This window comes from Burkholderia sp. 22088 (assembly GCF_052045915.1).
Lineage (GTDB): Bacteria > Pseudomonadota > Gammaproteobacteria > Burkholderiales > Burkholderiaceae > Burkholderia > Burkholderia cepacia.
This window is the reverse complement of the sequence record NZ_JBQEPY010000022.1, coordinates 107,280-131,509: the sequence shown is the minus strand read 5'-3', so window position 1 is coordinate 131,509 and position 24,230 is coordinate 107,280. Positions and strand designations below refer to the sequence as shown.

Below are 24,230 nucleotides of genomic sequence, written 5' to 3'. Positions count from 1 at the left end.
TCGGGATGATGTTCGATCCGAACGCGCCGGTCGAGGTCGTCACGCTGCGCGACGAGCGCGCGAGCGAGGCCGACGCGATCGGCCGTGTGATCGTCGCCGCGTTCGCAGGCGAGCCGGAAGGCGGGCAGTTCGAACGGCGGATCGTCGACACGTTGCGTGCGGACGGTGCGTTGAGCGTCTCGCTCGTCGCGGAACGCGACGGCCGCCTGATCGGGCACGTCGCGTTCTCGCCGGTGTCGATCGGCGGCGAGGCGCCCGGCAGCCAGGGCTGGTACGGGCTCGCGCCGCTCGCGGTGCTGCCCGACTGCCAGCGGCAGAGCATCGGCACGGGGCTGGTGCGCACGGGGCTCGACGCGTTGCGCCGCCTCGGTGCGCGCGGCTGCGTCCTGCTCGGGGAGCCCGCGTACTACACGCGTTTCGGCTTTGCGCCGTCCGGCGACATCGTGTTCCCGGGCGTACCGCCCGAGTATTTCCTTGCGCTGTCGCTCGACGACTCGGCGCCGCGGCCGTCAGGCGACGTTCGCTATCACGACGTGTTCCATCCCGCCTAAGTTTGCGGCGCGAGCCGATCAGGCATACGGCAAAGGCCGCTCTTCGGAGCGGCCTTTTCTTTGGTGGAAACGCCGCCCATCGTGATGCGCTTGCGGCCAGCCTGCGGGCACTGCGGGCAACAAAAAAAGCCGCTCCGGGGAGCGGCTTTTCGATGCGCGAGCGGCGAGCGCCTGCGTTACTGGATCTTTGCCTGCTGGCGCAGACCTTCCTCGAACGCCTGCAGCTTCTGCTGCACGAGCTGCTGCGCGATCTGTGCCTTCACCTGATCGAGCGGCGGCGGCGCGATGTCGCGGATGTCGTCGACGCGGATGATGTGCCAGCCGAACTGCGTCTTCACCGGCGTGTCGGTCATCTGGCCTTTCTGCAGCTTCTGCGCGGCCGCCGCGAATTCCGGCACGTACGCCTTCGGGTCGGACCAGTCGAGATCGCCGCCGTTCTTGCCCGAGCCCGGATCCTTCGAGAACTGCTTCGCGAGATCCTCGAACTTCGCGCCGGCCTTGATCTTCGCGATCAGGTCCTTCGCCTGCTGCTCGTCGCTGACGAGGATGTGGTGCAGGTGGTATTCGCGATTGCCGCCGGCGCCCTTGACGAGGTCGTCGTAGCGCGCCTTCACTTCGGCGTCGGTCGGCTGGTTCTTCTTCAGGAAGCTCTCGATCATCGAACGCAGCACGACGGTCTGCTGCGCGACGGCGACCTGCGCCTTCACGTCCGGACGATTCGGGATGCCTTCACGGATTGCTTCCTGCATCAGGATTTCGCGGTTCACGAGTTCCTGGCGCACGGCCTGCTGCAGCTGCGGGCTGTCGGTCTGGCCTTGCTGCACGAGCTGGGCGACCATCGCGTCCGCGCGCGACTTCGGAATCGGCGTGCCGTTGACGACGGCGATGTTCTGGGCAAATGCCGGTGCCGCTGCGAAAGCAGCCGCCGCGACCCACAGGCGGGGGGATTTCAGGATCATCGGGAATTCCTAATGAGACTAGATTGAAGATTCGTTGAATTCTTCGGGCGTGTAAGCCACGATCGCGAGCGCGTGAATGCCGCGCTGCATCGCATCAGCGAGCGCATCATACACCAGCCGGTGCCGCGCGACGCGCGGCTTGCCCGCGAACGCGGCCGACACGATCGTGACCGTGAAGTGGCCGCCGGCGGCCGCGCCGACGTGGCCCGCGTGCTGCGCGCTGTCGTCGCGCACGGTGAGCGACAGCGGGGCGAGCGATGCGGTGAGGCGCGCCTCGATCAGCGCGATGCGTTCGTCGGGCGACGCGTGGAGAAAGGCGTCCGTCATGTCACTCGTCCTTCAGGTATTTCGTGAGCCACAGGCTCTGCAGGATGATGAATACGACCATCGCGCCCGTCGTGCCGAACAGCTTGAAGTTCACCCATTGCGACTCGGTGAAGTTGTGCACCACGTACAGGTTCGCGACGCCGAGCACCGCGAAGAACAGCGCCCACGCGACGTTCAGTTTGTCCCACACGGGGTGCGGCAGCGTGAGCTGCTTGCCCATCATCTTCTCGATCAGGTTGTTGCCGAACGCATAGCGCGCGGCGAGCAGCCCGATCGCAAACAGCCAGTACAGCACAGTCGGTTTCCATTGAATGAATTTCTCGTCGTGCAGGACGAGGGTGGCACCACCGAAAACGACGATCACGCCCAGGCTGACCCACAGCATCGTGTCGACCTTCCGGTGCCGGAAGGCGACCCACGCGACCTGGGCCAGCGTCGCGACGATCGCGACGGCGGTGGCGGTAAAGATGCCCCAGACCTTGAAGGCGGCAAAAAACAGGATGATCGGAAACAGATCGAACAGGAATTTCATGGCGCTCGCAGCTGCGTGAAAGGCCGCTTGCGCGGCCTTTCACCGTTGTAGGGACCCGCCAGGCACCGCCGGAGCGGATCGGGGCGGCGGCGCGGGATGCCCCGCCGATCCGCCCGGCGCCGCTCATTCGTTTTCGGGTCGGGACTCGAAGTTTAACGCAGCCGAATTGATGCAGTAGCGCAAACCGGTCTTGTCGCGCGGGCCGTCCTCGAAGACGTGGCCGAGATGCGCGCCGCAGTGGTTGCAGCGGACCTCGACGCGCACCATCCCGTGCGAGTAGTCGACCTTCTCGTCGATCACCTCGCCGTTGAGCGGCTTGAAGTAGCTGGGCCAGCCGCAGCCCGAGTGGAACTTGGAGCCGGATTCGAACAGCGGCGTGCTGCAGACGACGCACTTGTAGATGCCGGCGTCTTCGGTGTCGGTGTATTCGCCGGTGAACGCACGCTCGGTTGCCGCGTGCTGCGTGACTTCGTACTGCATCGGCGTGAGCCGCCGGCGCAGCTCGGCGTCGTCCTTCTGGTACGGGAAGGTCTTGTCGTCGGAATCGTGGGACATGGGGTTCTCCTGATCGGTCGGTCGATACGCGCGGGTTGCGGGCTTCAGGACGAGCAGCTCACTTCGAGCGAGCCGGCCCAGTCGGGCGGCAACGCCGCGTACGCTTCATGCTCCGGTTGTTCGTCGAACGGCCGGCGCAGGATCTGCGCGAGCCGCTCGACTTCCGAAAAATCCTTTTCCTTCGCGCGCCGGATCGCGACTTCGGCCAGATGGTTGCGCAACACGTATTTCGGGTTCGCGCGATTCATCGCGGCCGCGCGTGTCGCGTCGTCGCGCGTTTCCTCGGACAGCCGCGCGCGGTAGAGGTTCGCCCACGCATCGAACGCGTCGCGGTCGATGAACAGGTCGCGCACGGGTGCGTCGCGGCTCGCGTCGTGCTTCGAGACCTGTGCGAGCCGGCGGAACGTCAGCGTGAAATCCGCGTGGCTCGCATGCATCGTCTCGAGCAGCTTGTTCGCGAGGTCGGCATCGTTCTCGCGCTCGAGCTCGAGGCCGAGCTTCGCGCGCATCGCGCGCTCGAGCGCGGGGCCGAAACGTTCCGGGAATTTCGCAAGCACGGCCTGCGCGTCGTCCACCGCGCGCTCGGCGCGCGCATCGTCGTCGGCGATGCCGTGCTGCAGCCCGATCAGCGGCAGCAGCGCCTGCGCGAGGCAGTAGCAGTTCCAGTGCGCGATGCGCGGCTGCATCCGGTACGCGTAGCGGCCGTTCGTATCCGAGTGGTTGCAGATGTGGTTCGCATCGAACGCATCGACGAAACCGAACGGGCCGTAGTCGATCGTCACACCGAGGATCGACATGTTGTCGGTGTTCATCACGCCGTGGCAGAAGCCGACGGCCTGCCACTGCGCGACGAGATCCGCCGTGCGCAGCGTCGCCGCTTCGAGCAGCGCGAGGTACGGATCGTCGGCGTGGCGGCAATCCGGATAGAAGCGGTCGATCACGTGATCGGCGAGCTGGCGCAGCAGGTCGGGGCGATCGTTCGAGAAGAAGTGTTCGAAGTGGCCGAAGCGCACGAAGCTCTCCGACACGCGCGTGACGACGGCCGACGTCTCGATTTCCTCGCGCACCACCGGCTGGTCGGAACCGATCACCGTCAGGGCGCGCGTGGTCGGGATGCCGAGGTGATGCATCGCTTCCGAGCACAGGAATTCGCGGATCGACGAGCGCAGCACCGCGCGGCCGTCGCCCATCCGCGAATACGGCGTGCGGCCGCTGCCTTTCAGCTGCAATTCGTAGCGGCGGCCGTCGGTGCCGGTGCGCTCGCCGATCGTCAGCGCGCGGCCGTCGCCGAGCTGGCCCGCCCACACGCCGAACTGGTGGCCGGAATACACCGATGCGTACGGCATCGCGTGCGCGGGCCAGTCGCGCGTCGGGTTGCCGGCGAACAGCTCGGCGAAGCCGGGTTGCGCGGCGAGCGACGGCGGCAGGTCGAGCATGTGCGCGACTTCGCCGGAAAAGCCGACGACGTACGGCGCGGCAAGCGGCGCGGCCGGCAGCCGCGTATGAAACGCGTCGCCGAGCGCGACGAACGCGCCGGCGGCGGGCGCGCGGAGCGTGGCGGCGAGGTCGGGGAGGGTGTCAGCCGTATCGGCTGCGCTTCGGGAAAACGACATGTTGAGCGCCTCTGGGTAAGCCGATATTGTAAGGCGGCGCCGCGCCGCCCGCATGGCGGCCCGCGCGCCATGCGCGACGCCCGTCCGGGGCCGCTGACGGGCGCGCCGCAGAGGCTGGTCACCGATTCGCATCCTCACGGAGAACAAGACGATGGGTAAGCCGTTGCTGGGCCAGATGATGGACATGCCGTTGCTGGTGTCCTCGCTGATTTCTCATGCCGCGCGACATGCCGGCGACACGGAGATCGTATCGAGGCGCGTGGAAGGCGATCTGCATCGCTACACGTACCGCGATTGCGAACGCCGCGCGAAGCAACTGGCGCAGGCGCTCGCGCGGCTCGGCGTCGAAACCGGCGATCGCGTCGGCACGCTGGCGTGGAACGGCTACCGGCATCTGGAAGCGTATTACGGGATCGGCGGCATGGGGGCCGTGTGCCACACGATCAACCCGCGCCTGTTCCCCGAGCAGATCGCGTACATCGTCAATCACGCGGAAGACCGCTACGTCTTCTTCGACCTCAATTTCGCTCCGCTCGTCGATGCGATCGCGCCGCAGTGCCCGCACGTGAAGGGCTGGGTCGCGATGACGGACGCCGCGCATCTGCCGTCCGGCACGACGCCGTTCCTGTGCTACGAAACGCTTGTCGAAGCGGAGGACGGCCGCTACGACTGGCCGCGCCTCGACGAGCAGCAGGCGTCGGGGCTCTGCTACACGTCGGGCACGACCGGCAACCCGAAGGGCGTGCTGTATTCGCACCGCTCGACCGTGCTGCACGCGTACGGCGCCGCGTTGCCGGACGCGATGAACCTGTCCGCGATGGACGCGGTGCTGCCCGTCGTGCCGATGTTCCACGTCAACGCGTGGGGGCTGCCGTACGCGGTGCCGCTCACGGGCGGCAAGCTCGTGCTGCCCGGCAAGGATCTCGACGGGAAATCGCTGTACGAGCTGATGGAAGCCGAGCGCGTGACGTTCTCCGCGGGCGTGCCGACCGTGTGGCTCGGCCTGCTCAACTACATGCGCGAGGCCGGTGTGCGCTTCTCGACGCTGAACCGCACGGTGATCGGCGGCTCCGCGTGCCCGCCCGCGATGCTGCGCACCTTCGAGGACGAATACGGCGTGCGCGTGATCCATGCCTGGGGGATGACCGAACTGTCGCCGCTCGGCACGCTCGCGAAGCTCAACTGGGCGCAGTCGCAGCGGCCGCTCGACGCGCAGCGCAAGCTGCTCGAGAAGCAGGGGCGCGTGATCTGCGGCGTCGACATGCGCATCGTCGGCGAGGACGGCCACGAGCTGCCGTGGGACGGCGTCGCGTTCGGCGAGCTGCAGGTGCGCGGCCCGTGGGTGATCGACCACTACTTTCGCGGCGATACGTCGCCGCTGTCGGACGGCTGGTTCCCGACCGGCGACGTCGCGACGATCGACCCCGACGGCTTCCTGCAGATCACCGACCGCAGCAAGGACGTGATCAAGTCGGGCGGTGAGTGGATCAGCTCGATCGACATCGAGAACGTCGCGATCGCGCACCCGGGCGTGGCCGAGGCCGCCTGCATCGCCTGTGCGCACCCGAAATGGACCGAGCGCCCGCTGCTCGTCGTGGTGCCGCGCGAAGGGGCGAACCTGAACCGTGACGCGCTGCTCGCGTTCTACGAAGGCAAAGTCGCGAAATGGTGGATTCCCGACGACGTCGTGTTCGTCGACTCGCTGCCGCACACCGCGACCGGCAAGCTGCAGAAGCTGAAGCTGCGCGAGACATTCCGCGATTACGTGTTGCCGACGGCGGTCGGCGAGTCGTAACGCGAGCCGTAACGTCTGCGCCCGGGCCGCAAGCGGTTCGCGAAACGGTCGCCCGATCCGTCCCCGGATCGGGAACAAAATTCAAATTGAACGACCGTGCTTTTTCGTTGTATGCTGCCTGCGTTCAACCGGACATGCGGCTGTTCGACCGCGCACAATGAAGCGCAGCCACCCCGGCGCGCGATGCATGGAGGCAGGCAGATGGCAGTGGATTACTCGACTCGCGACGGCGTGGCCGTCCTTACGCTCAACAATCCGCCCGTCAACGGGCTCGGCCTGTCCACCCGTCAGGGCGTCATGGACGCGCTCGATCGCGCCGCGCAGGACCCGTCGGTCACGGCCATCGTGCTGACCGGCGCAGGACGTGCATTCTCGGGCGGCGCCGACATCACCGAATTCAATACGCCGAAGGCGCTCCAGGAGCCGACGCTGCACACCGTGATCCGCGCGGTGGAGGCGAGTGCGAAGCCCGTCGTCGCGGCGCTGCACAGCGTCGTGATGGGCGGTGGCCTCGAGCTCGCGCTCGGCGCGCATTACCGTGTCGCGGCACCCGGCGCGCAGGTCGCGCTGCCCGAGGTGAAGCTCGGCCTGCTGCCGGGCGCGGGCGGCACGCAGCGCCTGCCGCGCGCGGTGGGGCTCGAAACCGCACTGAACATGATCGTGTCGGGCGCGCCCGTGCCGTCGGAGCAACTTGCGAAGAGCGGGCTGTTCGACGAGATGGCCGACGGCGACCTGCTCGACGCGGCTGTCGCGTTCGCGCGCAAGGCAGGTGCGCAGAAGGGGCCGCATCCGCGCGTGCGCGATCGCAAGATCGTCCACGCGAACGCCGCGGGCTTCATCCAGTTCGCGCGCAACTCGGCCCGGGCCGCCGCACCGAATTTCCCCGCGCCGCACAAGTGCATCGACGCGATCGAGGCCGGCGTGCTGCACGGCTTCGACAAGGGCAGCATCGCCGAGCGCGAGGGTTTCGTCGCGCTGATGATGACGCCGGAAAGCCGCGCGCTGCGGCATGCGTTTTTCGGTGAGCGCGCGGCGAGCAAGATTCCCGACGTGCCGTCCGATACGCCGCTGCGCGAGATTCGCCGTGTCGGCGTGATCGGCGCGGGCACGATGGGCGGCGGCATCGCGATGAACTTCGTGAACGCAGGGCTGCCCGTCACGCTGCTCGAAACGAAACAGGAAGCGCTCGAGCGCGGCGTCGCGACGATCCGCAAGAACTACGACGCGCAGGTGAAGAAGGGCAAGCTCACGCAGGAGAAGCTCGACGCGCGCATGGCGCTGATCACGCCGACGCTGTCCTACGACGACCTGAAGGATGCCGACCTGATCGTCGAGGCCGTGTTCGAGGAACTTGGCGTGAAGGAGCAGGTGTTCAGGAAGCTCGACGAAGTCGCGAAGGCGGGCGCGATCCTCGCGTCGAACACGTCGACGCTCGACGTCGACAAGATCGCTGCATTCACGAAGCGTCCGCAGGACGTCGTCGGCATGCACTTCTTCAGCCCGGCGAACGTGATGAAGCTGCTCGAGGTCGTGCGCGGCGCGCAGACCGCGAAGGACGTGCTCGCCACCGTGATGGCCGTGGCGAAGAAGATCCGCAAGACGGCGGTCGTGTCGGGCGTGTGCGACGGCTTCATCGGCAACCGGATGATCGAGCAGTACATCCGCCAGGCGCTCTTCATGCTCGAGGAAGGCGCGCTGCCCGCGCAGGTCGATCGCGCGATCGAGAAATTCGGTTTCGCGATGGGTCCGTTCCGGATGAGCGACCTCGCCGGCAACGACATCGGCTGGGCGATCCGCAAGCGCCGCTATGTCGAGCAGCCCGGCCTGCAGTACTCGAAGATCGCCGACCGCCTGTGCGAGCAGGGCCGCTTCGGCCAGAAGACGGGCGCCGGCTGGTACGACTACGTGCCGGGCGAGCGCAAGGCAAAGCCGTCGTCGCTCGTCGACGAGATGGTCGTCGCGTATTCGAAGGAGCGCGGCGTCGAGCGGCGCAAGATCGGCGACGACGAGATCGTCGAGCGGCTCGTGTTCGCGCTGGTGAACGAAGGCGCGAAGATCCTCGAGGAGAAGATCGCGTCGAAGGCGTCCGACATCGACATGGTCTACCTGACCGGCTATGGCTTCCCGCTGTGGCGCGGCGGCCCGATGCTGTACGCGGACGTGGTCGGCCTCTACAACGTCGAGCGCGCGATTCGCCGCTACGCGGCCGCGCCGAACGGCGACGCATGGCAGCTCGCGCCGTCGATCGCCGAGCTCGCGAAGGCCGGCCGCGGGTTCAACGGCTGACGCGCCGGATCGCGGCGCGACGAACACCCGGAGAAACGCAATGAGACACACCGACGACGTACTGCTCGTGATCGACGTGCAATACGACTTCATGCCGGGCGGCGCGCTCGCGGTGCCCGACGGCGACGCGGTCGTGCCGGTGATCAACGCGCTGGCGCAGCGCTTCGACCAGGTCGTGCTGACGCAGGACTGGCACCCGCGCGAGCACGTGTCGTTCGCGGCGAACCATCCGGGTCGCGAACCGTTCTCCACGCTCGCGCTGCCGTACGGCGAGCAGGTGCTGTGGCCCGTGCACTGCGTGCAGGACACCGACGGCGCGGCGCTGCATCGCGACCTCGACATCCCGCATGCGCGGCTCGTCATCCGCAAGGGCGGCGACGCGCAGGTCGACAGCTATTCCGCGTTCGTCGAAGCGGATCGCACGACGCGCACGGGGCTCGCGGGCTATCTGCGCGAGCTCGGCGCGAAGCGCGTGTGGTGCTGCGGGCTCGCGACCGACTATTGCGTCGCGTGGTCGGCGCTCGACGCACGTGCGGCCGGTTTCGACGCCGCGGTGATCAACGATGCGTGCCGCGCGATCGACCTGAACGGGTCGCTCGCCCACGCATGGCAGCAGATGCAGGCAGCGGGCGTCGCGCATGTGACGTCCGCGGGCGCGCGCCCGGCGGCGTAGCGCATTCCCATTCGATGCAGGACATGAAGCAGGACCGAAGGAGACTCGCATGACCGAAGCCGTAATCGTATCGACCGCCCGCACGCCGCTGGCGAAATCCTGGCGCGGTGCTTTCAACATGACGCACGGCGCGACGCTCGGCGGCCACGTGGTCGCGGCCGCGCTCGAACGCGCGAAGCTCGACCCCGCGCGCGTCGAGGACGTGATCATGGGGTGCGCGAACCCCGAAGGCGCGACCGGCGCGAACATCGCGCGGCAGATCGCCTTGCGCGCGGGGCTGCCCGTGAGCGTGCCGGGGATGACGGTGAACCGCTTCTGCTCGTCGGGGCTGCAGACCATCGCGCTGGCCGCGCAGCGGATCATCGCGGGCGAAGGCGAGGTGTACGTCGCGGGCGGCGTCGAATCGATCTCGTGCGTGCAGAACGAGATGAACCACCACATGATCCAGGAAGGCTGGCTCGCGCAGCACAAGCCCGAGATCTACTGGAACATGCTGCAGACGGCCGAGAACGTCGCGAAGCGCTACGGCATCTCGAAGGAGCGGCAGGACGAGTACGGCGTGCAGTCGCAACTGCGTGCCGCGGCCGCGCAGGAAGCCGGACGCTTTCGCGACGAGATCGTGCCGATCACGGTGCTCGCGGGCATCGCCGACAAGGCCACGGGCCGTCTGTTCACGAAGGAAGTGACGGTATCGGCCGACGAAGGGATCCGCCCGGACACGACGCTCGAAGGCGTGTCGAAGATCCGGTCGGCCGTGCCCGGCGGCGTGATCACCGCCGGCAACGCCAGCCAGTTCTCGGACGGCGCGTCGGCCTGCGTCGTCATGAGCGCCGACGCCGCGCAGCGCGAAGGGCTGCAGCCGCTCGGCGCATTCCGCGGTTTCGCGGTGGCGGGCTGCGAGCCGGACGAGATGGGCATCGGCCCCGTGTTCGCGGTGCCCAAGCTGCTGAAGCAGGCGGGGCTGAAGGTCGACGATATCGGCCTGTGGGAACTGAACGAAGCGTTCGCGGTGCAGGTGCTGTACTGCCGCGACACGCTCGGTATTCCTGAGGATCGCCTGAACGTGAACGGCGGCGCGATCGCGGTCGGCCATCCGTACGGCGTATCGGGCGCGCGCCTGACGGGCCACGCGCTGATCGAAGGCAAGCGGCGCGGCGTGAAGTACGTGGTCGTCACGATGTGCATCGGCGGCGGGCAGGGCGCGGCCGGCCTGTTCGAAATCCTCTGATCTTTGGCGGGTGGTGGCGGCCGCGGCTTCGCTTCGGCGAGGCAGGCGGCCGCGATGCGAATCGGCGCGACTGAACCGCCATTCGAAACAATCGGGAAGCAAAAGGCATGCGCCGGGCAATGCCGTTTCCCCTTACTTGTCAAACAATTTGCCCCACCTATACTTGCTCTGACATTTGCCTTTCGGCACGATGGGCCGGATCGTGCGTCGCACGATCCGTGCCGCGAAGGTTCGAACCAACGCAGCAGACCGACCGGGGACCGAATGAGTACGACCTATGCAGCCGGGGAACCGCCGCGCGTCGTCAGCGCGGCCGCGAGGCTCTACGCGAAATGCCTGCTGGTCGGATTCGCGTTGCTGCCCGCCTATCTGATCGCCTATCTGTGGTTCTTCAGCGACCCGCACGCGGTGTTCGAGAACCACGCGTTCCATGAAATCGCGATCGCGGCCGCGACCCTCGAGGGCGGGTTCGTTACCTACGTGACGTGGGTGTGCTACCGGTCGTCCGGCGAACCGCTGCTGCGCTGGCTGACACTCGGCTTTCTCGGCTTCGCGATGATCTACGCGCTGCACGGTGCGTTCACCGGGATGGCGCATCACAATATCTGGCTGTTCCTGCTGTACGGGCCCGCGTCGCGGCTCGTGATGTCGATCCTGCTGCTCACGGGCCTGCTGTCCTATGCCCGTCCGCCCGATCGCTTCGACAAGCGCACGAGCGTGCGCACGTGGCTGCCGTGGATCGTGTTCTTCGTGATCGTCAACGTCGTCGTGGCGTACATCGCGTATTCGCCGGTCGCGGGCGCGCCGGGCACGCGGCTGTCGATGGAAGGCGGCGCGCTCGTGTTCTCGCTGCTGAACGTCGCCGTGCTGCTCGCGCGGCGGATCCGCTCGCCGCTGATGGTGATCTACGGCGTGTCGATCATGGCGTTTGCGCTGTCGTCGCTGGCGTTCATTCTCGGCAAGCCGTGGAATCACATGTGGTGGCTCGCGCACGCGATTTTCGCGGGCGGCTTCTTCCTGCTCAGCTACGGTGTCGTGCAGGCGCTGCAGACGACGCGCTCGTTCTCGGCGATCTATAGCCAGGAAGACCTGATGAGCCGGCTGTCGGAATCGATGGCGCGCACCGAGAGCGCGCTGCAGGAACTGCGGCGCACGAACCAGAAGCTCGAATACATGGCCGCGACCGATCCGATGACGGGCGCGTCGAACCGCCGGCAGTTCATCGCGCAGGTCGAGCGCGAGATGGTGCGGGCCGAGCGCGACGGCACGCCGTTCTGTCTGCTCGCACTCGATCTCGACAATTTCAAGAACATCAACGATGCGTACGGGCACCAGATCGGCGACGAGGTGCTGCGCGGCGTCGTGCGTCAGTGCCTCGACGCTATCCGGCCGGCCGGCGGGCTCGCGCGGGTCGGCGGCGAGGAGTTCATGGCGCTGCTGCCCGAGATGCCGCTCGAAGGCGCGCGGATGACGGCCGAGCGCGTGCGCTCGTCGATCGCGAGCTCGCCGTTCGGGCTCGATTTCAAGCGCGTGCAGGTGACGGTCAGTGTCGGCGTCGCGCAATACGGGGTCGACGGCAGCACGGTCGACGCGTTGCTGCGCGTGGTCGACGAACGGTTGTACCAGGCGAAGCGGGAAGGGCGAAACCGCGTCGTGTCGCGGTGACGCGGGGTGGCGCGGCACGCGGGACGTTCGGCAACGCGGCCGTGCCGAAGGCGTGTCGATCGTTTCGGTTTCTGCCCAAGCCCCGGGCGAGGTAACGTACCCGGGGCTTCGGCATGCCCGGTCGGCATGCGACGGGCGATACGCAGCTAGCGCGATGCCAGGGCCGCCGCGTTTTCCGGCTGCGCGTCCTGCATCTGCCGCGACGCCTGCCACCAGTACTTGCCCGCGCGCTGCTGCGGATCGCGGATCGCGAGATACGTCGTACTCCAGAGCTGTGCCGCGTTGGCTTCGGTCGCATCGGCGCTGCGCGTGCCGAACGCGTCGGTCTGGTACTTGCCGTTCACGTAGGACCACGTCCACATCTCCGACGTCCGCATGTCGCGCCCGTTCGAGATCACCTGCCAGATCGTCTGCCGCGCCTGCGCGAGCAGCGTGCGGGTCGCGGCCGACAGGTCCTGGCGCGCGAGCTGGCGATCGAGCCCGGCCACCCACATCGCCTGCTGCCACGACCAGATCACCGTGCCGTGATACGCGGAACTCGTAAATTTCGGCCACAGTGCCTGGCTCGCATACGCAGGGTTCGCGATCAGCATGCCGGCATCGGTCACGAGCCCGGTCGGGAACGGCCGCGTGACGTCGGCGACGATCCGCTGGAGCTGGTCGTCCGGCGGTGTGCCGAACAGCAACGCGAAGCCGCCATCGGAGTTCATCACCGGAATCGGATTGCCCTGCTGATCGAGCGACAGCGCGTAGAAGGCCAGCGGTGCGCCAGGCACGGCACCGGCCGGCACGCCGGCGGACGGCGCATAGGCCGACACGTCGGCGGTCGCTTGCGCGGCCGGCACGCTGACCTGGAACAGTGGCGGCGCCTGCGTTTCCCATGTGGCCGCCTGGTTAGCCGTATTGGCGAGCGTCGCGCGCTGTCCGGCATCCAGGTACGGATCGAGCAGGCCGCGCGTGAGGAACGCGTTCGCCGCGCGCAACGCGGCCGGCACGAGCACCGCGTTCACGTCGTACGGGTAGACGCCGCCGCCGAGCCCGTCGGTGCTGTCGCGCCAGTTACCGACGATCTCGCCGGGCCGCAGGTGGATCAGGTTCGCGACCGACGGCTGCTGCGCGAACGGCTGCGCGGTGGTCGCGACGTGCAGCAGGTTGACGACCAGGCGGGCGCCGTTGGTCTGCCCGTCGCTGCCGCGCTGGGCCAGATACGCAGCCGCACGCGCCTGGCCGCGCGTATCGTCGATCAGCCACGCGGCCGCGATCGGCGCGAGCAGGTAGTCGCTGTCGATCATCTTGTAGTCGTAGGACGGCGTCGGATCGTTCGGTTTCCCGTTCTTCTGGTTGTCGACGAGTGCGAACTCGCCGATGCCTTCCTCGTGCGCGACCTTGCCGTCGGCCGACAGCCGGCTCAGCACCGACGACAGGCCGGCCTCGATCGCCGCGGGTTCGAGCACGGGCATCAGCATGCGAACCGAGATCAGCGTGTCGCGGCCGAAGTAGGTGTCGTACTGCCACGAGCCCGCCAGCAGCTTGTCGTGGAAGCTCAGGAATTCGAGCACGTTCTGGCTCACGGGGTCGGGGTTCACCGACGGCGCGAGCAGGTCGGCGCGCGTGATCGGCGACAACGGCGTCTCGCCCGACAGCGCATCGACATGCAGCCGCAGCGTGTGCGAGCCCGCCGGTGCGCTCAGGACGAGCTTGCCGCCCGCAGCCGGCACGATGCTGCCGCCGTCGCGCAACGTGATGCGCAGCGAATAGCCGGGCGCGCCGTCGATCCGGTCGCGTTGCCATTGCGCGGCGCTGCCCTGGACCGTCGGCGCGGCGAGAATCTGTTGCGGAATCGTTGCGCCGCCGTTGAAGTCGCGCAGGAAGCGCACGTTGCTGAGCACGCCCTGGCGGATCGTCAGCGTGCCGGTGTCCACCGACACGTCGGCGCCGATGCCGTACAGCGGGCGGCCGTGCGCGTCGGGTGCCGACAGCGCGGACGGCGGTGTGTCGAGGCTCCAGTTCACCGGCTGCGGGGTGTCGTCGAACCACAGCCCCGTGCCGCTGTTGCCGGCGGGGAAGACCACGAGCAGGCGCGGTTTCGTCGATGAACGCACCAGCAGGTGCGCGGCGACCTTGTCCTGCCGGTAGAACGCGTTGATCTGGCCGCCGGCGTCCATACGGAACGACAGCGCGGCGTTGTTCGACGGCGGGCTGTTCGATTCGACGTTGTCGTCGTTGCAGGCCGCGAGCAGGCCGGCGCAGATGATTCCGAGGCACAGCGACTTCACAAGGCGATGCATGTTGATGTCCCTCCTGATGACTGGCGATTTTTTATCGGGATGGTCGAATGACGGATCTGTTGTCCGTTTGGTACCGTGTCGCGGGCATTCGAGTGAATGCCGGGTGTTAATCAGGATGTGATGCTGTTGCGGTGAGTGAATCGAGCAGGAAATCGGCAAACAGGCGATAAATGCCGAAAGCTGAAACGGCAAGGGACGCCGCCCCGACGTGAAGCGAGAAAAGGCAAGGCGGACGGCGTTCGTGCAGGTGCGTGCCGGCTTGTGTGCGGCGGGAGAAAATCAATCGTAAGCCGCTGTAGGGGATTCTAAATTTTCGGAAGAATCGAAGTCAATGACGTTTTCCTGATTTCAGGCTGTTTTGCGAAAAGGCGATCGTAACTATTACTCATTGAGTCGGTAAATTATGCAATTTAATGAAGGCGGGTATTGGAATTCGGATATTCGGTGAATAAATAATCGGCAATGACGTTTCATTTTGCCGATTGCTGTCGTGCCGGAATTGAATCGTCGAGTTTGCGCGGGCGATTGCCGAGGCATGCAGGCCTGCGCCGAAGCGGCGCGCGCGAAGCCGGGCAAGCCGCGTTCCCGCGATTCAATGGAAGGCTGCGCGATCGTTCCATCGGAGCGTTCAAGTTTGGTAGGCTTGGCGATTGCCGCCGCTTGCGCGGATCGCGCCGTCGGTGAGCGACGCGGTGAAAATGCGCGTATCGTCGCCGGAAAGGCCGGACGACAGCCGATTCGATACGCGTTTTCCCCCCGTTGCCGCGACCGCGTGCAAGCGAAGCGGGCAGACGACCGGCCGGGCATCACCCGGCCGGCCACGATGCGGGCCGAGCCCGCATCGTGAACACCAACGAACAGGAGCAACCGAAGTGATCCGACATATCGTCATGTGGAAGTTGAAAGAATCGGCCGAAGGCGCGACGCGCGCGCAGAACGCGCTGAAGCTGAAGGAAAAGCTCGAAGGCTGCCGCGACCTCGTGCCGGGCACGCTGCAGATCGACGTCGGCGTGGCAACGCCCGGCCTCGACGCGACCGCCGACATCGTGCTCGTGTCCGATTTCGCGGACAAGGCCGCGCTCGATGCCTACCAGGTGCACCCGGTTCACCAGGAAGTGAAGAAATTCGTCGTCGCGGTGGCCGAGTCGCGCGAATGCGTCGACTACATCGTCGACAGCGCACGATGAGCGACGCGGCAACCCCGACGGACGGCCCGTCGATCGAAAGCCCGTTCGTCGACCTGCTCGGCGTGCAGCTCGTGTCCGCGAAGGACGGGGCGAGCGAGCTCGTGCTGCCGCTCGAAGAGCGGCACATGAACACGTGGAGCATCGCGCACGGCGGCGTGACGATGACGCTCGCGGACATCGCTCTCGCGATGGCCGCGCGCAGCCTGACCGACGACGGCGTCGGCGTCGTGACGGTCGAGATGAAGGTGAACTTCATGCAGCCGGGACGCGGCGAGTTGCGCGCTTACGGGCGCGTGATGCATCGTTCGACGACGATGGCCTACTGCGAAGGCGAAGTGCGCGACAGCGACGGCAATTTCGTCGCGAAGGCGCTCGGCACGTTCAAGTACATGCGGCGGCTCGCGGTGGGCCGCGACATCAAGCGGCAACGCTCGCGCACGGCGCCGGACGCCCAGCCCGGCCCGAGCGACGCGTAAGCGCCGGAACGCACGGCCCTGCCGCTTTGCCGGCAGGGCCGTTTTGTTGTTCACGGCGCAGGTGTGCCGTCGAACGCGTTCACGGCAGGCCGAGGGAGGGCCGGGATTGCGCACCGCGCCTGCACGACGAGGGCGTGGCATCATGTGACGCTTGTCCGTTCACGGCGTCGCACCGGCGCCGTCCTTATCGATGCCGCTGAATCCGAAAATCGCCCAGGTGCTCGACATGATCGAGCGCGCGAAACGTCCGTCCTACCATCACCAGACGCCGCAGCAGGCGCGCGCCGCGTACGAGAAGAGCGCGCCGATCCTCGACGTCGCACCGGCGCCGATGCATTCGGTCGAGGAGTGCGTGGTCCCGACGCGCGATGGCCGCACGATCGGCGCGCGGCTGTACCTGCCGGTCGCGCCGAGCCTCGCGGAGCCGCTGCCTGCGCTCGTGTACTACCACGGCGGCGGTTTCACGGTCGGCAGCGTCGATACGCACGACGCGTTGTGCCGGATGTTCGCGCACGACGTGCAGTGTGCGGTGCTGTCGGTCGGCTACCGGCTCGCGCCGGAGCACCGGTTCCCGACCGCGGTGAACGACGCCGACGACGCGTTGCAATGGCTGCATCGCGAGGCCGCCACGTTCGGCATCGATGCCGAACGGCTGGCCGTCGGCGGCGACAGCGCGGGCGGCACGCTCGCGACCGTCTGCGCGGTGCTCGCGCGCGATGCGGGCATTCGCCTCGCGCTGCAGATGCTGATCTATCCGGGCGTGACGGGCTACCAGGACACCGGATCGCACGCACGGCTCGCGAACGGCTACTTGCTGACGCAGGACACGATCCAGTGGTTCTTCACGCAATACGTGCGCGATCGGTCGGACCGCGACGACTGGCGTTTCGCGCCGCTTGACGGCACGCGCGATGCGCCGTCGTTCGCGGGCGTCGCGCCGGCGTGGATCGCGACGGCCGAATACGATCCGCTGAGCGATGAGGGTGCCGCGTATGCAGAGAAGTTGCGTGCGGCGGGCAATGCGGTCACGCTGGTCTGCTATCCGGGGATGATCCACGAATTCTTCAAGATGGGCGGCTACATCCCCGAGGTGCGGGCCGCGCATGCCGACGCGGTCGCGGCACTGAAGGCCGCATTCGACGACGTTTGACGGCATTGGCGGCGCGCGCGCCGCGTGGAGGGCTGCGATGACGGACGGCGTGGTGGAAACGGGCGACTGGACGGTGCTGGGCGGCGACGCCGCGCGGATCCGCGACGCGGTGTTCGTGCGCGAGCAGCAGATTCCGCCGGAATGGGAGCTCGACGACGACGATCCGCTGTCGCTCCACGCGGTGGCGTACCGGGTCGATGCCGCGACCGGCGTGCGCCGCGCGGTCGCGACGGGGCGGCTGCTGCCGTCGGGCACGATCGGCCGCGTCGCGGTGCTGGCCGATGCACGCGGCCAGGGCGTCGGGTCGGCCGTATTGGACGCGCTGCTGGACGCGGCGCGGCGCCGCGGCGAAATCGTCGTGCGGCTCTATGCGCAGGATTCGGCCGTGTCGTTCTACTTGCGGCACGGCTTCACGGCGGTCGGTGAACCGTTCGTCGAAGCCGGCGTGCCGCACGTCGAGATGGCGCGCGCGCCGTAGCACGGCGCCCGCACGCGTGCTCAGCGCGGCGGGGTCGCGTCGAGGTCGAACGTGAACGCGCGCTCGAACGAACCCGGCCGCACGGTACGGTGCGAACCGTCGTCGTCGCAGCGCTCCTTGATCTCGACCGTGAGCCGCACGCCTTCCTTCATCGTGACGCGCAGCGCGGTCGTGCCGCGCGTGCCGTATTCGGGCGTCTCGATGAACGCGGCCGACAGCGCGCGCTCGCGCTCGATCGGAATGCCCGTGTGCGGCAGCGCGTCGTCGGCCGCGACATGCGGGTCGCGCATCAACGCGATCAGGTCGTCGAGCGACGGGGTCGGATTGTCGGTGAGCAGCGTGCCGAGCTCCGCGCGTTTGCGCACCACTTTCGGCCAGGGCGTATCGAGCCGCGCATTCGACAGCGCATGCACGCCGGGCGCGATCGCGACGGGGGCGGCGACACCGCTTTCGCCTTCGGGCGCACGATTGCAGAACCACGCGAGTTCGCGCCGCCTCCAGTCGCCGACGAGCAGGTTGAAGCCGTTGTAGACGGCCGCATGCTCGGCCAGCCGCCCGAGATAGTCGAGCGGCGCAACGGACGGGCCGCCGAGGAAATCGGACACGAGCTTGCCGCGGGTCGGCGCGCCGGCGCGGATGTCGAACGGCGCGCGGTAGTTCGTCAGCGCGGCGAACCGGCCGTCGCGCGAGACGCCGAGCCACGTGCCGCCCGCTTCGAGATCGCGGCCGGCCAGTACGCCCGGGACATCTTCCCACCACGAAACCGGCGCGCTCGTCCGGCGAAAGAACTCGTCGCGGTTGGCGGTGAGGGTAAAGACGGGACCGGCGGCGGCATCGGGCTGCCAGTCGAAGGCAATCAGACACATCGGGCGAATCTCTCGCAGGAAACATCGGGCGCCGGCTGCGACTCGCGAGCCGGCGCACGAACGGGTTGTCAGTGCGTCACGCTTCCGTCGGCCATGCGTACGGCAGCGCGTCGAACGCGAGCACCGGGCCGTCGGCCGAACCGAGGTGCACCGTGCCGTTGTCGAGCGCGGCGAGCTTGATCTCGACGAGCGCGTCGACGCCGCCCGCGGGCGCGGCCGCCGCGTTGACGATCATCCCGCACGGCTGGCCGGGATCGTCGCTGTGGAACAGCTCGACGCCGGCATGCACGGTATCGGTCTCGCCGGCGACGTGCGCGAGCGCCGTGCGGCGCTTGATCGTGCCGCGGTACTGGCTGCGTGCGACGATTTCCTGGCCCGGGTAGCATCCCTTGCGAAAGTTAACGGCGCCGATCACGTCGAAGTTGACCATCTGCGGCACGAACTGTTCGACGGCAGGCTGTGTGATGCGCGGTTCGCCCGCGCGGATGTCGAGCCAGTCCCATACGGCCGGCGACACGACCGGCAGCGTACCGCTGAGCGCGGCGACGCGCGCGTCGACTTCCGCACGCGGGCCGATCCACAGATAGCGCTTGCGGCCGGCTGCATCGGGCACGCGGATCAGCGTGCCGGCCGGGCCGTCGACCTTCACGTGCACGCCGTCCGGCAGCGCGTCGAAGATGCCCGACAGCACGTCGCGCACGTCGCCCGCGAAGCCGACCACCGCGAGCGTGTCGCTCGCGTCCGTCAGTTTCGCCTTCGCGCGCAGCACGAACATCGACAGCCGCTTCTGCACGGCGGGCTGCACGTCCTTCGACACCAGCAGGCGCACGCCGTGGCCGGCGCGCCACGCGAGGAACGACCCGAGGAGGCGCCCCTTCGGCGAGCAATAGCCGGACAGCCGCGCGCTCGCGGCGTCGAGATGCTCGATGTCGTTGGTGAGCTGGCTGTGCAGGAACGTCGCGGCGTCGTCGCCGGCCACGTCGATCACGCCGAACTGCGGCAGCGGCATGCAGGCGCCCGGCGCGTCGAAATCGGTGGCGGACGGGCGGGGAAAAACGGGGAGCGAGGCAGGTGCGGCCTGGGCAGCCGGTGAAGCGAACGGTGTGCTCATGGAATGAGGGAACAGTCAACCCTGACTTTGACGAAGGCGAGCAAGTATTATATGGGTCTTACCTGAGTCACGTTTCCATGTCCCTACTGAAGAAATGCGCCGCGACGATCGTGGCGCTGGCCGTCGTTGTGGCCGCTGCCGGCGCGGGCGGCGGGTATTACTGGGCAACCCGGCCGCTGCTGCTGGGTTCCGCATCGCTCGACGTCACGATCAAGCCGCGCAGCAGCGTGAAGAGCGTCGCGCTGCAGCTCAGGCGCGGCGGCGTGCCGGTCGAGCCGCTCGGCTTCGTCGCGATGACGCGCGTGCTCGGGCTGTCGAGCCGGCTCAAGTCCGGCAACTACGAATTCAAGACCGGCATCACGCCGTACGAGGTACTCCAGAAGATCGCGCGCGGCGACGTGAACGAATACGTCGCGACGGTCATCGAAGGCTGGACCTTCAAGCGGATGCGCGCGGAACTCGATGCGAACCCCGATCTTGCCCACTCGACGGCCGGCATGAGCGACGCCGAGCTGCTGCGCGCGATCGGCGCGTCGGACAACGCAGTGCAACGCGGCAGCGGCGAGGGGCTGTTCTTCCCCGATACCTACCTGTTCGACAAGGGCACGAGCGACCTGAACATCTATCGGCGCGCATACCATCTGATGCAGACGCGTCTCGACGAGGCCTGGGCCGAGCGCGTGCCGGGCCTGCCGTACAAGACGCCTTACGAAGCGCTGACGATCGCGTCGATCGTCGAAAAGGAAACGGGCCATGCGGCCGATCGCGCGTTCGTCGCGGCCGTGTTCGCGAACCGGCTGCGCATCGGCATGCCGCTGCAGACCGATCCGTCGGTGATCTACGGGCTCGGCGACGCGTACGACGGCCGCCTGCGCAAGCGCGACCTGCAGGCCGACACTCCTTACAATACCTACACCCGACGCGGGCTGCCGCCGACGCCGATCGCGTTGCCGGGCGTCGCCGCGCTGCAGGCAGCGATCAATCCGGCCCAGACGAGCGCGCTCTATTTCGTCGCGAAAGGCGATGGCACGAGCGTGTTCTCGGACACGCTCGGCGACCACAACAAGGCCGTGGACAAGTACATACGAGGTCAATAATGGCGAGCGGTAAATTCATCACGTTCGAAGGCATCGACGGGGCGGGGAAGACCACCCACCTGCAATGGTTCTGCGAACGCCTCCAGGGCAAGCTGGCCGCGGCCGGCCGGCAGGTCGTCGTCACCCGCGAGCCGGGCGGCACGCAGCTCGGCGAGAAACTGCGCGAGATCCTGCTGAACCAGCCGATGGATCTCGAGACGGAAGCGCTGCTGATGTTCGCCGCGCGTCGCGAGCATCTCGCGCTCGTGATCGAGCCGGCGCTCGCGCGCGGCGACTGGGTCGTGTCCGATCGCTTCACCGATGCGACGTTCGCGTACCAGGGCGGCGGCCGCGGGCTGCCGCGCGACAAGCTCGAGACGCTCGAGCGCTGGGTGCAGGGCGGCTTCCAGCCCGACCTGACGGTGCTGTTCGACGTCGCGCCCCAGGTCGCGAGCGAGCGGCGCGGCGCCGCGCGCATGCCCGACAAGTTCGAAAGCGAATCCGACGCGTTCTTCGCGCGCACGCGCGGCGAATACCTGCGGCGTGCGGAAGAGGCGCCGCACCGTTTCGCGATCGTCGACGCGACGCGGACGATTCCCGAGATTCGCCAGCAGCTCGAGCGCGTGCTCGCCGCGCTGTAATTCGCAAGGAACGCACCACATGATCTATCCGTGGCAGACCGACGACTGGAACCGCCTGCAGCAACTGCGTGCGCAATGGCCGCACGCGCTGCTGCTGCACGGCCAGGCCGGGATCGGCAAGCTGCAGTTCGCGCAGCATCTCGCGCAGGGCTTCCTGTGCGAATCGCCGCAGCCGAACGGCGAGCCGTGCGGCGCCTGCGCGGCCTGCACGTGGTTCTCGCAGGGTAACCATCCGGACTACCGGATCGTGCTGCCCGAGGCGCTGGCGGGCGAGGCGCCGGGCGCCGCGGACGACCCGAAAGCGGCCGACGCGGACGAAGGCGGCAAGAAGACCCGTGCGCCGAGCAAGGAAATCAAGATCGAGCAGGTGCGCGCGCTGCTCGACTTCTGCGGGGTCGGTTCGCACCGCGGCGGCGCGCGCGTCGTCGTGCTGTATCCGGCCGAGGCGCTCAACGTCGCCGCGTCGAACGCGCTGCTGAAAACGCTGGAGGAGCCGCCGTCCGGCGTCGTGTTCCTGCTCGTGTCGGCGCGTATCGACCGCCTGCTGCCGACGATCATCAGCCGCTGCCGGCAGTGGCCGATGACCGTGCCGGCGCCCGACGCGGCCGCGGCCTGGCTCGCGGCGCAGGGCGTCGAGCATGCGGACGCGCTGCTCGCCGAGGCCGGCGGCGCGCCGCTCGCCGCGCTGGCGCTCGCGAGCGACGAGAACCGCCCGCTGCGCGACTACACGCTCGGGCAGCTCGCGGCCGGTGCGGCATGCGACCCGTTCGCGTGCGGCGAGACGCTGCAGAAACTGCCGGTGCCGCTGGTGCTCGGCTGGCTGCAGCGCTGGCTGTACGACCTGCTCGCGCAGCGGATGGCGGGCGCGCCGCGCTACTTCCCGATGCATGCGGCGGCGCTCGCGCGGTGCGCGGAAGCGGTCGATGCGAACGCGTTCGCGCGTTTCATGAAGGCCGTGACGCGGCAGCGGACGGTCGAGAATCATCCGCTCAACGCGCGGCTCGTATTCGAGGAATTGTTTCTCGGGTACCGGGAAATCTTCGCGTGATCCGGCATTGTTTCCCGTGGGTTGCGAAACGATGACCGGCTCACACCGCGACGCGACCGTGGCCGGCCGGCCCGCGAACGCCGCCCGTTGCCGTATGCCGGCGCGCGCATGAGCGCGCGCCTTACGAATTCAGGAAACACGATGTTCGTCGACTCTCACTGCCATATCAATTTCAAGGGCCTGGCCGACCGCCTGCCGGCCGTGCTCGAGAACATGCGCGAGCACGACGTCACGCACGCACTGTGCGTGTCCGTCGATTTCGAGACGCTGCCGGAGGTCCTTGCGATCGCGGACGCGCACGACAACGTCTATGCGTCGGTCGGCGTGCATCCCGATCACGAGGACGCGCGCGAGCCGACATTCGCGGAGCTCGTCGAGCTGGCCGCGCACCCGAAGGTCGTCGCGATCGGCGAAACGGGCCTCGACTACTACCGCCTCGAAGGCCGCTCGATCGCCGACATGGAATGGCAGCGCGAACGCTTTCGCACGCACATCCGCGCGGCGACCGCGACGATGAAGCCGCTGATCATCCACACGCGCTCGTCGTCGGAGGACACGCTGCGGATCATGGCCGAGGAGCGCGCGGACGTGCCGGGCGGCGTGATGCACTGCTTCACCGAGCCGTGGCCGGTGGCCGAGCAGGCGCTCGCGCAGAACTTCCATATCTCGCTGTCGGGCATCGTCACGTTCAAGAACGCGACCGACGTGCAGGACGTCGCACGGCGCGTGCCGCTCGACCGGCTGCTGATCGAGACCGACTCGCCGTACCTCGCGCCGGTGCCGTATCGCGGCAAGCCGAATGAACCTGCGTACGTCAGCCATGTCGGACGCTTTATCGCGTCCGAGCGCGGGATCGCCGTCGAGGCACTGGCCGACGCGACGACGCAGAACTTTTTCCGGCTGTTCAAGATCGCCCGCTAACGACGTGCGCGCAGCCGACAACCCAGGGAAGGAGCCCACAACAATGACGAAGCCGACCAACCATCTGCCGAAACGTGCACTCGTTGCCGCCGCGCTCGTCGCGAGCGGCCTGTTCGCGGCAGCCGGCGCGCATGCCGAATCGCTCGACGCGATCGTCAAGGCCGTCAAGTTCGACGACATCGCCGACATCGGCAAGCAGCTCAAGAGCGGCAAGCTCGACCCGAACACGATCGCGCCGAATGGCGACCCGCTGATCGTGATCGCCGCGCGCGAGAAGTCCGACAAGGTCGCGGCGGCGCTCGCCACGACGCCGAACGTCGACCTCGAGAAGGAAGACAAGGCCGGCGAAACCGCGCTGATGCTCGCCTCGCTGAACGGCGACCTCGGCCTTGCGAAGCTGCTGGTCGACAAGGGCGCGGAAGTCAGCAAGAAGGGCTGGGCGCCGCTGCACTACGCGGCCACCAACGGCCAGGACGCGGTCGTGAAGCTGCTGCTCGACCACGACGCGTATATCGATACCGCATCGCCGAACGGCACGACGCCGCTGATGATGGCCGCACGCGGCAACCATGCGTCGACGGTGACGCTGCTGCTCGACCAGGGCGCCGATCCGCAGGTGAAGAACCAGCTCGGCATCACCGCGCTCGAATTCGCGAAGCACTACAACGCGCCGGACGCGATCGAGATCCTGAGCAAGCGGACGACGCGCATCGGGGCGTCGACGCCGGCAGACGCGCAAAAGAGTGCAAAATAACGGTTTTCGGTGCGGCAGACGGTGCCCGCCCGGCCGGATGCCGGCCGGAG

General features: G+C 67.8%; 23 protein-coding genes. 15 read left to right on the top strand and 8 right to left on the bottom strand.

Features of this window, described 5'->3' with window-relative positions; genetic code table 11:
* Positions 1 to 5: 5 nt before the first annotated feature.
* Positions 6 to 551, top strand: a complete 546-nt coding sequence (locus tag ACTJLD_RS34540; protein WP_091921056.1) for a GNAT family N-acetyltransferase — start codon at positions 6 to 8, stop codon at positions 549 to 551.
* 176 nt (positions 552 to 727) lie between these two features.
* Here the strand turns inward: ACTJLD_RS34540 and ACTJLD_RS34535 are convergent, their stop codons facing one another.
* The 5 genes from ACTJLD_RS34535 to ACTJLD_RS34515 form a co-directional block, all read right to left on the bottom strand.
* Positions 728 to 1,510, bottom strand: a complete 783-nt coding sequence (locus ACTJLD_RS34535) for a peptidylprolyl isomerase (protein WP_027787166.1) — start codon at positions 1,508 to 1,510, stop codon at positions 728 to 730.
* 18 nt (positions 1,511 to 1,528) lie between these two features.
* Entirely contained in the window at positions 1,529 to 1,837 is a 309-nt protein-coding gene (locus ACTJLD_RS34530; protein WP_060358435.1) for a BolA family protein, read from the bottom strand.
* Position 1,838: 1 nt separating this feature from the next.
* A complete protein-coding gene (locus ACTJLD_RS34525) occupies positions 1,839 to 2,369 on the bottom strand; it encodes a septation protein A (RefSeq protein WP_011352350.1) in 531 nt (176 codons plus the stop codon).
* A gap of 123 nt (positions 2,370 to 2,492) precedes the next feature.
* Entirely contained in the window at positions 2,493 to 2,924 is a 432-nt protein-coding gene (msrB, locus tag ACTJLD_RS34520; RefSeq protein ID WP_021163396.1) for a peptide-methionine (R)-S-oxide reductase MsrB, read from the bottom strand.
* 44 nt (positions 2,925 to 2,968) lie between these two features.
* Positions 2,969 to 4,537 (bottom strand): protein adenylyltransferase SelO, encoded by a 1,569-nt coding sequence (locus ACTJLD_RS34515; protein WP_440660956.1) that lies wholly within the window; start codon positions 4,535 to 4,537, stop codon positions 2,969 to 2,971.
* Between the two features lie 151 nt (positions 4,538 to 4,688).
* Here ACTJLD_RS34515 and ACTJLD_RS34510 point away from each other — a divergent pair, with 151 nt between their 5' ends.
* The 5 genes from ACTJLD_RS34510 (at position 4,689) to ACTJLD_RS34490 (ending at position 12,184) form a co-directional block, all read left to right on the top strand.
* Positions 4,689 to 6,332: a 3-(methylthio)propionyl-CoA ligase gene (locus tag ACTJLD_RS34510; protein WP_059708046.1), complete on the top strand. Its 1,644-nt coding sequence runs from the start codon at positions 4,689 to 4,691 to the stop codon at positions 6,330 to 6,332.
* A 201-nt stretch (positions 6,333 to 6,533) separates the two neighbouring features.
* Complete coding sequence (locus tag ACTJLD_RS34505; RefSeq protein ID WP_027787170.1) at positions 6,534 to 8,618, top strand: 3-hydroxyacyl-CoA dehydrogenase NAD-binding domain-containing protein; 2,085 nt, start codon at positions 6,534 to 6,536, stop codon at positions 8,616 to 8,618.
* A gap of 40 nt (positions 8,619 to 8,658) precedes the next feature.
* Complete coding sequence (gene pncA / locus ACTJLD_RS34500) at positions 8,659 to 9,291, top strand: bifunctional nicotinamidase/pyrazinamidase (RefSeq protein ID WP_060067674.1); 633 nt, start codon at positions 8,659 to 8,661, stop codon at positions 9,289 to 9,291.
* Positions 9,292 to 9,340: 49 nt separating this feature from the next.
* Complete coding sequence (locus ACTJLD_RS34495) at positions 9,341 to 10,519, top strand: acetyl-CoA C-acyltransferase (protein ID WP_059553275.1); 1,179 nt, start codon at positions 9,341 to 9,343, stop codon at positions 10,517 to 10,519.
* Positions 10,520 to 10,783: 264 nt separating this feature from the next.
* Positions 10,784 to 12,184: a GGDEF domain-containing protein gene (locus ACTJLD_RS34490; protein ID WP_027787173.1), complete on the top strand. Its 1,401-nt coding sequence runs from the start codon at positions 10,784 to 10,786 to the stop codon at positions 12,182 to 12,184.
* A 146-nt stretch (positions 12,185 to 12,330) separates the two neighbouring features.
* Here the strand turns inward: ACTJLD_RS34490 and ACTJLD_RS34485 are convergent, their stop codons facing one another.
* Complete coding sequence (locus tag ACTJLD_RS34485) at positions 12,331 to 14,472, bottom strand: hypothetical protein (protein WP_440660953.1); 2,142 nt, start codon at positions 14,470 to 14,472, stop codon at positions 12,331 to 12,333.
* Positions 14,473 to 15,344: 872 nt separating this feature from the next.
* On the opposite strand from ACTJLD_RS34485, the gene ACTJLD_RS34480 reads away from it, so the two are divergent.
* From ACTJLD_RS34480 to ACTJLD_RS34465, 4 genes are all read left to right on the top strand, one after another.
* Positions 15,345 to 15,659 carry a Dabb family protein gene (locus ACTJLD_RS34480; protein WP_027787175.1) on the top strand — a complete coding sequence of 105 codons (315 nt, stop codon included), beginning with the start codon at positions 15,345 to 15,347 and terminating at the stop codon, positions 15,657 to 15,659.
* Positions 15,656 to 16,135, top strand: a complete 480-nt coding sequence (locus ACTJLD_RS34475) for a PaaI family thioesterase (RefSeq protein WP_011352338.1) — start codon at positions 15,656 to 15,658, stop codon at positions 16,133 to 16,135. Before ACTJLD_RS34480 ends, ACTJLD_RS34475 begins: the two co-directional genes overlap by 4 nt.
* A gap of 190 nt (positions 16,136 to 16,325) precedes the next feature.
* A complete protein-coding gene (locus ACTJLD_RS34470; protein WP_440660952.1) occupies positions 16,326 to 17,285 on the top strand; it encodes an alpha/beta hydrolase in 960 nt (319 codons plus the stop codon).
* 37 nt (positions 17,286 to 17,322) lie between these two features.
* The gene (locus ACTJLD_RS34465; RefSeq protein ID WP_060084279.1) at positions 17,323 to 17,763 is read left to right on the top strand and encodes a GNAT family N-acetyltransferase; all 441 of its coding nucleotides are present in this window, start codon (positions 17,323 to 17,325) and stop codon (positions 17,761 to 17,763) included.
* A gap of 20 nt (positions 17,764 to 17,783) precedes the next feature.
* On the opposite strand, the gene ACTJLD_RS34460 is transcribed toward ACTJLD_RS34465, so the two are convergent.
* Both ACTJLD_RS34460 and ygfZ read right to left on the bottom strand, forming a co-directional pair.
* On the bottom strand, positions 17,784 to 18,629 hold the full coding sequence (locus ACTJLD_RS34460) for an NRDE family protein (protein ID WP_060084278.1): 846 nt from the start codon (positions 18,627 to 18,629) through the stop codon (positions 17,784 to 17,786).
* A 76-nt stretch (positions 18,630 to 18,705) separates the two neighbouring features.
* A complete protein-coding gene (ygfZ, locus tag ACTJLD_RS34455) occupies positions 18,706 to 19,740 on the bottom strand; it encodes a CAF17-like 4Fe-4S cluster assembly/insertion protein YgfZ (protein ID WP_334003564.1) in 1,035 nt (344 codons plus the stop codon).
* Between the two features lie 77 nt (positions 19,741 to 19,817).
* Here ygfZ and mltG point away from each other — a divergent pair, with 77 nt between their 5' ends.
* The 5 genes from mltG to ACTJLD_RS34430 all read left to right on the top strand — a co-directional run bounded on the left by mltG (position 19,818) and on the right by ACTJLD_RS34430 (position 24,180).
* Positions 19,818 to 20,837 (top strand): endolytic transglycosylase MltG, encoded by a 1,020-nt coding sequence (gene mltG / locus ACTJLD_RS34450; RefSeq protein WP_440660949.1) that lies wholly within the window; start codon positions 19,818 to 19,820, stop codon positions 20,835 to 20,837.
* Positions 20,837 to 21,457 carry a dTMP kinase gene (gene tmk / locus ACTJLD_RS34445; RefSeq protein WP_027787179.1) on the top strand — a complete coding sequence of 207 codons (621 nt, stop codon included), beginning with the start codon at positions 20,837 to 20,839 and terminating at the stop codon, positions 21,455 to 21,457. Before mltG ends, tmk begins: the two co-directional genes overlap by 1 nt.
* Positions 21,458 to 21,476: 19 nt before the next feature.
* Entirely contained in the window at positions 21,477 to 22,505 is a 1,029-nt protein-coding gene (locus ACTJLD_RS34440; protein WP_021162646.1) for a DNA polymerase III subunit delta', read from the top strand.
* A gap of 141 nt (positions 22,506 to 22,646) precedes the next feature.
* Complete coding sequence (locus ACTJLD_RS34435; RefSeq protein WP_124672079.1) at positions 22,647 to 23,426, top strand: TatD family hydrolase; 780 nt, start codon at positions 22,647 to 22,649, stop codon at positions 23,424 to 23,426.
* Between the two features lie 43 nt (positions 23,427 to 23,469).
* Positions 23,470 to 24,180 carry an ankyrin repeat domain-containing protein gene (locus ACTJLD_RS34430; RefSeq protein ID WP_027787182.1) on the top strand — a complete coding sequence of 237 codons (711 nt, stop codon included), beginning with the start codon at positions 23,470 to 23,472 and terminating at the stop codon, positions 24,178 to 24,180.
* Positions 24,181 to 24,230 lie beyond the last annotated feature (50 nt).

Excerpts from the sequence above, each read along its gene's own strand:
- pncA (WP_060067674.1), top strand. The coding sequence starts at position 8,659 with ATGAGACACACCGACGACGTACTGCTCGTGATCGACGTGCAATACGAC.
- ACTJLD_RS34510 (WP_059708046.1), top strand. The coding sequence starts at position 4,689 with ATGGGTAAGCCGTTGCTGGGCCAGATGATGGACATGCCGTTGCTGGTG.
- ACTJLD_RS34475 (WP_011352338.1), top strand. The coding sequence starts at position 15,656 with ATGAGCGACGCGGCAACCCCGACGGACGGCCCGTCGATCGAAAGCCCG.
- ACTJLD_RS34470 (WP_440660952.1), top strand. The coding sequence starts at position 16,326 with ATGCCGCTGAATCCGAAAATCGCCCAGGTGCTCGACATGATCGAGCGC.
- ACTJLD_RS34490 (WP_027787173.1), top strand. The coding sequence starts at position 10,784 with ATGAGTACGACCTATGCAGCCGGGGAACCGCCGCGCGTCGTCAGCGCG.
- ACTJLD_RS34505 (WP_027787170.1), top strand. The coding sequence starts at position 6,534 with ATGGCAGTGGATTACTCGACTCGCGACGGCGTGGCCGTCCTTACGCTC.
- ACTJLD_RS34535 (WP_027787166.1), bottom strand. The coding sequence starts at position 1,510 with ATGATCCTGAAATCCCCCCGCCTGTGGGTCGCGGCGGCTGCTTTCGCA.
- ACTJLD_RS34540 (WP_091921056.1), top strand. The coding sequence starts at position 6 with ATGATGTTCGATCCGAACGCGCCGGTCGAGGTCGTCACGCTGCGCGAC.
- ACTJLD_RS34440 (WP_021162646.1), top strand. The coding sequence starts at position 21,477 with ATGATCTATCCGTGGCAGACCGACGACTGGAACCGCCTGCAGCAACTG.
- ACTJLD_RS34515 (WP_440660956.1), bottom strand. The coding sequence starts at position 4,537 with ATGTCGTTTTCCCGAAGCGCAGCCGATACGGCTGACACCCTCCCCGAC.
- ACTJLD_RS34485 (WP_440660953.1), bottom strand. The coding sequence starts at position 14,472 with ATGCATCGCCTTGTGAAGTCGCTGTGCCTCGGAATCATCTGCGCCGGC.
- tmk (WP_027787179.1), top strand. The coding sequence starts at position 20,837 with ATGGCGAGCGGTAAATTCATCACGTTCGAAGGCATCGACGGGGCGGGG.
- ACTJLD_RS34430 (WP_027787182.1), top strand. The coding sequence starts at position 23,470 with ATGACGAAGCCGACCAACCATCTGCCGAAACGTGCACTCGTTGCCGCC.
- ACTJLD_RS34460 (WP_060084278.1), bottom strand. The coding sequence starts at position 18,629 with ATGTGTCTGATTGCCTTCGACTGGCAGCCCGATGCCGCCGCCGGTCCC.
- ygfZ (WP_334003564.1), bottom strand. The coding sequence starts at position 19,740 with ATGAGCACACCGTTCGCTTCACCGGCTGCCCAGGCCGCACCTGCCTCG.
- ACTJLD_RS34465 (WP_060084279.1), top strand. The coding sequence starts at position 17,323 with ATGACGGACGGCGTGGTGGAAACGGGCGACTGGACGGTGCTGGGCGGC.
- ACTJLD_RS34525 (WP_011352350.1), bottom strand. The coding sequence starts at position 2,369 with ATGAAATTCCTGTTCGATCTGTTTCCGATCATCCTGTTTTTTGCCGCC.
- ACTJLD_RS34435 (WP_124672079.1), top strand. The coding sequence starts at position 22,647 with ATGTTCGTCGACTCTCACTGCCATATCAATTTCAAGGGCCTGGCCGAC.
- ACTJLD_RS34530 (WP_060358435.1), bottom strand. The coding sequence starts at position 1,837 with ATGACGGACGCCTTTCTCCACGCGTCGCCCGACGAACGCATCGCGCTG.
- msrB (WP_021163396.1), bottom strand. The coding sequence starts at position 2,924 with ATGTCCCACGATTCCGACGACAAGACCTTCCCGTACCAGAAGGACGAC.
- ACTJLD_RS34495 (WP_059553275.1), top strand. The coding sequence starts at position 9,341 with ATGACCGAAGCCGTAATCGTATCGACCGCCCGCACGCCGCTGGCGAAA.
- mltG (WP_440660949.1), top strand. The coding sequence starts at position 19,818 with ATGTCCCTACTGAAGAAATGCGCCGCGACGATCGTGGCGCTGGCCGTC.